Genomic DNA, 6,660 nt, shown 5'->3' with positions numbered 1-6,660 from the left:
ATGATAGAAGTGTAGGTTATCTAGTTTTTTTCGATTAAATATATTATGCTGTTCTCTTTTCAATTACACCCTTCGCTCTATTTATATTTAACGGAGGAACACTTTAATCGTCTATTACATCTATGAATCTATTACTTTAATTTAGATGAAAGGGAGGGAGGGATATGGTTTCTCAATTTGAAACTCCATTATTTACTGCCTTGAAAAAACATGCTGAAAAGAACCCTATTCAATTTCACATACCAGGTCATAAAAGAGGAAATGGTATGGATCCAGAATTCAGAGAGTTTATCGGAGAGAATGCTTTAGCAATTGATTTAATAAACATTAGTCCTTTGGACGATTTGCACCTGCCTAAAGGTATTATCAAACAGGCACAAGAATTAGCTGCCAAAGCCTTTGGGGCAGATTATACTTTCTTTTCTGTTCAGGGGACTAGTGGAGCTATTATGGCGATGATTATGTCCGTATGCGGTCCTGGGGAAAAGATACTTGTACCGAGAAATGTTCACAAATCTATCATGAGCGCCATTGTGTTCTCTGGTACTATACCCATTTTTATTCATCCTGAAGTTGACCCAAACTTTGGTATTTCACATGGTATTACACCAGATTCGATTGAAAGGGCTATAGCCCAACATCCGGATACTAAAGCCGTTCTGGTTATCAATCCAACCTATTATGGAATATCTGGCGATTTGAAAAAGATCGTAGAAATTGCCCATATGAAGGATATTCCTGTACTAGTAGATGAAGCGCATGGAGCACATATTCATTTTCATAAGGAGTTGCCGCTTTCCGCAATGGAGGCAGGTGCTGATTTGGCAGCAACAAGTGTCCATAAATTAGGTGGCTCTTTAACACAAAGCTCTATATTAAATTTACGAGGAACTCTTGTTTCCCCCAAGCGCGTACAATCAGTATTAAGTATGCTGACAACTACTTCAACTTCCTATTTATTATTATCTTCTTTAGATGTTGCTAGAAAATCCTTAGCTACTGAAGGACAAGCTTTGCTCGAGGATACAATTCGGAAAGCAGAGGAAACACGTAAGAAGATCAATAAAATCGAACATCTTTACTGCATGGGGAACGAAATATTAGAGTCTAGTGCTGCAGTTGCAATGGATCCAACGAAGCTTCTCATTTCTGTAAAAGAACTAGGATTAACTGGCTATCAAGTGGAAAAGTGGCTTCGAGAAAGATTTAATATTGAAGTTGAATTGTCTGATCTTTATAACATTCTTTGTATTGTAACAGCAGGTGATTCTGAAGAGGAATTGTCTACACTAGTCTTTGCATTGAAGGAGCTTTCAATGGAGTTTAAAAGTCAGGTTAATCAAATGATCGATAGTTCTGTACTGCTGCCGAAAATCCCTTCACTAGCGTTAACACCGCGGGATGCTTTTTATATGGATACAGAAGTCATTCCATTTGATGATTCTGAAGGTAGAATTATCGCTGAATTTATCATGGTATATCCACCGGGGATTCCTATCTTTATTCCAGGAGAAATTATCACGAAAGAAAATTTGGAATATACCAAGACAAATATCGAAGCAGGACTTCCTGTTCAAGGTGCAGAAGATGTTGAACTAAAAAAGATACGGGTAATTAAAGAACATTTAGCTATTCAATAAAAAACGATAAGTGGCAGCGAATATACTACAAAATAAGAAGTGGACAACATGAAGCAACAAGAATATCGTTCTCGGATCGTTCCATTTAATTTCTTGCGTTTTAGTATTATCAGCATGTAATTTAGAACAAGCAACAAGTCAAAACCAAGTGATAGATACCGAAGACATGCAGAAAAAAGAACAGATATGTAATGAAGGAATGAGATGGACTCATGATAATCCAATGGCACCTACAGCAGGAAATTGGAGCGCGCTTGAGTTTAAAGACGGGAACACCTATAAGGTGGATGCCCCGCCTGCAGATGATTCAGATGTTACAAAAAAGGAATTAGAAGAACTGGTTAAGATAACAAATGAACGTAAAGAGGAAGATATTGAACTCGTTAAATACTGGGCTAAAACACCAAGCCCAAACACTCACTGGTTTGCCGTAAAAGAGGATATAATTCAAGCTAAGTTAAGGGAGGCACCTATGAAATACGAAATTATATTGTTTGATGTGGATAATACATTGTTAGACTTTAGTATGGCAGAAATAAAAGCACTGCATAATGCTTTTGTAGAGTTTGGATTACCTACGGGGTTGTCAGATTATAAAGCAAGCTACGAAGAGATCAACAGGATACTATGGAGCGAGTTGGAGCAGGGGCTTATCACTATATCTGAACTAGGAGTAGAAAGATTTAGGAGATTGTTCCTTAAAAATGATCTTGAAATCAATGCAGAGCTATTCAGCAGTGTTTATCTTGGATTATTGTGCGAGGAAATTCATCTTGTAAATGGAGCTGTAGAATTATGTGAAAATCTTACCGATCATCGGCTAGCTATAATAACCAACGGATTCACGGAAGTGCAGTCAGCAAGAATTGGAAGTTCTCCACTTCGTAATACTTTTGAGCAGGTAATTATTTCTGAAGAGACGGGCTTCCAAAAGCCCGAAAAAGGTATTTTCGATTATGCGTTTTCGAAGCTACAGATTACAGAAAAGGCTAAGGTGTTGATGGTAGGCGATTCCTTGACCTCTGATATTCAAGGGGGAATTAATTACGGGATTGACACCTGTTGGTTCAATCCGCATCTTAAGGAAAACGATATAGGTATTAAGCCAACGTATGAAATCCGTGAGTTAACAGATCTTATAAAGATTGTAAAGGAAACTAGTCAATGCTCAACGAAAGATCAAACCAACCACATAGTAACCATATAAAAACTGTGCAATAATCTCCTCATAAGATAGGGAATAGAAGTCTGTAACATGTAGTGCAACCTCTATTCCAAGAAAAAGAGCATGAAAAAAACTGCACCTCCAATTGTTAGATGGTGTCTAACAATTGGGGTCACTTCAGAGTAAGGATAAGCGCTCATCTAGAATGTTTCATAAAATAACTTGAATGAAGTTTCGTCATTTCACTGTACTACGATGTTGTTCCCTTCCAACAAGATATTAATATTAAGAAAGGCGTCAGGCGCGGTCTGAACGTCTTCTTTGTTTTATTTTCTTATTCATTATTTGTACCGGTAGTCAACTTAAGGTGTTTCTGAAACCAGCTTAGAATATGTTCCAGTCGAATCACCCGATGTCAGGGGTTTCCAGAACGTGACAGCTCATGGGTATCATTGAGAAAGCGGATCATGCGCACGTTACGTCCCTGAAACTTCAGGGCAGTATAAAATTGTTCACCCTGTTCAATAGGAACTCGAAAATCGAGGGTGCTATGAATGATCAAGAGCGGTGTTCGAACATTGGCCACATACTTGATTGGCGAGCGCTTCATGTACTTTTCCGGAAACACCCAAGGTGGCCCCCCATAATCATCCTTAAAGTCCTCAATTCAATTCCTACAGCCAAAGAATAATATCCTTGGCGGATGAAATCCTGCGAATAAGCGAGCATTCGGGAGAAAATCGAATTAAACTGAGGGAGTTGAAGAGTGTTGTTTAAATTGTGTTTAACAATCGGGCATATTGAGAGTGACAAGAAAACAGAATGAGTGACGTAAGGAATAAATGTTATTTACACTTTGCTGAGGGGGTACTTATGAAAACTCACTATTATTTAGGTTGGTTTAACAATTTATTTCCAGAGAATCTGGGTAGGGTGTTACAGGAGGATATAACTGATAGAAAATCGCTTGCTATGATTAGCTCGAATCCATCTATTTATGAAGATGATGGTGCTACTGAACGCTCGTGGCTCGATCAGGCTGGCATTATGTTTGATGAGTATCATTTCATTAATTACCGCGTACAGAAGGAAGATGCCCAAACGATAATTCAAAATGCTTCCGTCATTTTCTTGTTGGGTGGCAATATTCTTAATCAAAATGGTTTTTTGATGGAATATGAATTATCGGATTCGATTAAAAAAAGCAGCGCCGTTGTGATGGGAACAAGCGCTGGAGCAATCAACATGTCCGCTAAATGGTTATGTTCGAAAAACTTTGGATATGAAGTTGAAATGAGCTCTGTTTACGACGGAATCGGTCTTGACAATTTTTCCGTCCTGTCTCATTTTGATCTTGAAAATAACATTGCACTGGTTCAAAGCGAACTATCTCCCCTATCGGAAGAAATAAATATTTATGCGTCGAACAAAGATTGCGCTGTACGTGTAAAAGGAGACAAAATCGACGTTTTTGGCAATGTTTATTTAATTTCCGACTCAAAGATTCAGAAATTGCTCTAGTTGTAGCGAATCGCTATGGCTTAATTGAATTAATTTCTTTATGGACCGTCTCTATTTTTAATTTAGTGAAGGCGAACTGGCGCGAGTGTTGAATATGCGTCTATTTTTTCTACTTCAACTAACGGGTGCGAAAGTGAAAAGGCAGCGGAGTGTCCGTTGCTTTTTGCCATCCATTATTAAAAATATTTTCTGTAAAATTCTCTTCTAACACTTCCACTTAGCTGAGCATAAATCCTAGTGGTCTCGCTTTTTTCGTGTCCCAGTAAACTTTGAATAACATCAATAGGAGCTCCGTTGTTCAATAGGTGTGTCGCATAGCTGTGGCGCAGTTGGTGTGGATGAATTTCTTTGTTGATCCCTGCTCGACTTGATATTCGTTTTATGATATATCTCATTTGTCCAATACTCATTCTATGTGGGTGCCGTTCAGTAACAAAAATAGCTGTGTCTTTATCCTGGCGAAGATCCAAGTATCGTTTGAGCCAGATTTCACACCGTATATTAAAGTAGACCTCCCTTTCCTTATCACCTTTCCCAAGTACAATGGCTGAACGATTGGACCAATTAATACATTTTTTATCTAGAGAAACAATTTCCCCTATTCTACAACCTGTTGAAAACATAAATTCAAATAATGCCTTTTCCATTGGCGTAATACATGCTTCCCTTAAGTGTTCTATTTCTCTCTCTGTTAAAAATTTTGGAATCCGTTTTCCTTGTTTAGGTTCTTTGATTTTTGCAGTAGGATTTTTCAGTATATGCCCTTCTTCGTGCGACCAACAAAATATCGATTTAATAAATCGAATTCGTTGAGCAAGCCAGACTTGAGGGCTTGAGGTGTTCACTGGATTTTGCTAAGTATTCTTTCAGCCGATCAAGAGTCAATGATTCAATATTTACATCGTCAAAGTATTGGATAAGTAGCTTAGTTTGGAGCTTATATGCTTTTAATGTGTGAGGGGAGAATCCTTCGATCTTTTTATCCGATTCATATAATTCCCAAGTTCTTGATAATAACAAAAATATCTCCTCCTTTTCGTATTGGAGGAATTATTGCCTTGATTGTAGAAATGGAAACGTAAGGTATTGAACTATCTAAGCAGGTTTGTTTAACAAGGGATATGGAGGTCGTGGTAAAATAATGGTAATGAAGGAGGGATAAGATGTCGTTTATTAAACCATTTCTTGCTCTTGCTGTAATTTTGACACTATTATTCGTATTCGGTTGCAGTAACAACGTAGAAGATAATCAAATTAACTTTGGTTTGATAGCAAGTGAAAAATCTTAGCCTACGGATTTTGATGAGGTGGCGTTTAAAAGGGACACAACACCTTATTTTCAGTATTTAGTAAAAAAAGTCGTTAATCAATCTGAATTTGAAGAAACATGGAACATATATAGATTTGAAAATAAGACACCAAATGTAGACTTTAACGAGAAAGATGTTAATTTCATTGGAGTTCAGGAGTCTGGAAGTTGCCCCTATAAGATTAAAAATATTGAACTAAACTCAGATAACAAAGCTATCACAGTGCCTTTATCGCAACCAGATGGTAATTGTACTTCTGATGCAACACCAAGAACATTTGTTATTGAGGTTAATAAAGAAGTTTCAAGAGACCTGAAGAGTGTGGTAATTGTTCAAAGTGGTGCAGAAACAACCATTCTAATTGATGGAAACTAATCTTAAAATTTTGACTAACGGGTGCATTTGTAAAAAAATATAGAGGGTGACCCAAAAATAATGAATATTCAAGTAAAGCTTCAAGCTATTATTGAAGAAATGGAGATACAGTTTGAAGAGTCTCGGACATTTCTGAGTATTAAAACTGGCGAAATAATTGTAGTAACCTCAGATGACTTAAGAGCTGCTGAAGATGAAGAACCATTCGATCATTTACCAGATTGGGAACAAGAAGATAGAAAAGTTGCTAATGATGTAGTGGAAAACTTCGAGAATTACAAGGAACTCCCAACAAAATATGAACTAAATGAATATGAGATGTTGGAAGACTTTTGCCTAACTGTTAGTGATCAAAGAAAACAAGATATATTATTAAATGTGATTAAGGGTAAGGGTGCTTTTAGGAGGTTTAAGGACAAAATCATTGATTTTGAAATTGAGAACAAATGGTATTCTTATCGTGAGGAACGATTTAAACAAATTGCGATTGAATGGTGTCTAGACAATAACATAAACTTTAGTGAATAATTAATTTTTAAAAATACAACGAGAGCAACCACATAATCAGGTAATTACTCTTTGTTCAACTAAAGGGGCAGTTGTGCGGCCGAGCATAGGTCGTATCATATAACGGGTGGGATTCCCGTCG

General features: G+C 37.2%; 6 protein-coding genes and 1 pseudogene. 5 read left to right on the top strand and 2 right to left on the bottom strand.

Features of this window, described 5'->3' with window-relative positions; genetic code table 11:
- Positions 1-164: 164 nt before the first annotated feature.
- Both V7164_RS14375 and V7164_RS14370 read left to right on the top strand, forming a co-directional pair.
- A complete protein-coding gene (locus tag V7164_RS14375; RefSeq protein ID WP_335354415.1) occupies positions 165-1,640 on the top strand; it encodes an aminotransferase class I/II-fold pyridoxal phosphate-dependent enzyme in 1,476 nt (491 codons plus the stop codon).
- Between the two features lie 472 nt (positions 1,641-2,112).
- Positions 2,113-2,847: a YjjG family noncanonical pyrimidine nucleotidase gene (locus V7164_RS14370; RefSeq protein WP_335354416.1), complete on the top strand. Its 735-nt coding sequence runs from the start codon at positions 2,113-2,115 to the stop codon at positions 2,845-2,847.
- Between the two features lie 373 nt (positions 2,848-3,220).
- On the opposite strand, the gene V7164_RS14365 is transcribed toward V7164_RS14370, so the two are convergent.
- On the bottom strand, positions 3,221-3,433 hold the full coding sequence (locus V7164_RS14365; RefSeq protein ID WP_335354414.1) for an alpha/beta hydrolase family protein: 213 nt from the start codon (positions 3,431-3,433) through the stop codon (positions 3,221-3,223).
- Positions 3,434-3,678: 245 nt separating this feature from the next.
- Between V7164_RS14365 and V7164_RS14360 the strand changes: the two genes are divergently transcribed.
- Positions 3,679-4,326, top strand: coding sequence for a Type 1 glutamine amidotransferase-like domain-containing protein (locus tag V7164_RS14360; RefSeq protein ID WP_335354413.1), 648 nt, complete (start codon positions 3,679-3,681; stop codon positions 4,324-4,326).
- 176 nt (positions 4,327-4,502) lie between these two features.
- Here the strand turns inward: V7164_RS14360 and V7164_RS14355 are convergent.
- Positions 4,503-5,346 (bottom strand): annotated as a pseudogene (locus V7164_RS14355) (tyrosine-type recombinase/integrase).
- 287 nt (positions 5,347-5,633) lie between these two features.
- On the opposite strand from V7164_RS14355, the gene V7164_RS14350 reads away from it, so the two are divergent.
- Complete coding sequence (locus tag V7164_RS14350) at positions 5,634-6,011, top strand: hypothetical protein (protein WP_335354412.1); 378 nt, start codon at positions 5,634-5,636, stop codon at positions 6,009-6,011.
- Between the two features lie 60 nt (positions 6,012-6,071).
- Entirely contained in the window at positions 6,072-6,539 is a 468-nt protein-coding gene (locus V7164_RS14345; RefSeq protein WP_335354411.1) for a UPF0158 family protein, read from the top strand.
- Positions 6,540-6,660: the final 121 nt, after the last annotated feature.

The sequence above is a fragment of the Bacillus sp. JJ1474 genome (assembly GCF_036965225.1).
Lineage (GTDB): Bacteria > Bacillota > Bacilli > Bacillales > Cytobacillaceae > Cytobacillus.
The sequence above is the reverse complement of the archived record's forward strand: the minus strand, read 5'-3'. Positions and strand labels throughout refer to the sequence as shown.

What these genes read in the sequence shown, in the direction of transcription:
- V7164_RS14375 (WP_335354415.1), top strand. Translation starts at nt 165, where the DNA reads ATGGTTTCTCAATTTGAAACTCCATTATTTACTGCCTTGAAAAAACAT.
- V7164_RS14370 (WP_335354416.1), top strand. Translation starts at nt 2,113, where the DNA reads ATGAAATACGAAATTATATTGTTTGATGTGGATAATACATTGTTAGAC.
- V7164_RS14360 (WP_335354413.1), top strand. Translation starts at nt 3,679, where the DNA reads ATGAAAACTCACTATTATTTAGGTTGGTTTAACAATTTATTTCCAGAG.
- V7164_RS14345 (WP_335354411.1), top strand. Translation starts at nt 6,072, where the DNA reads ATGAATATTCAAGTAAAGCTTCAAGCTATTATTGAAGAAATGGAGATA.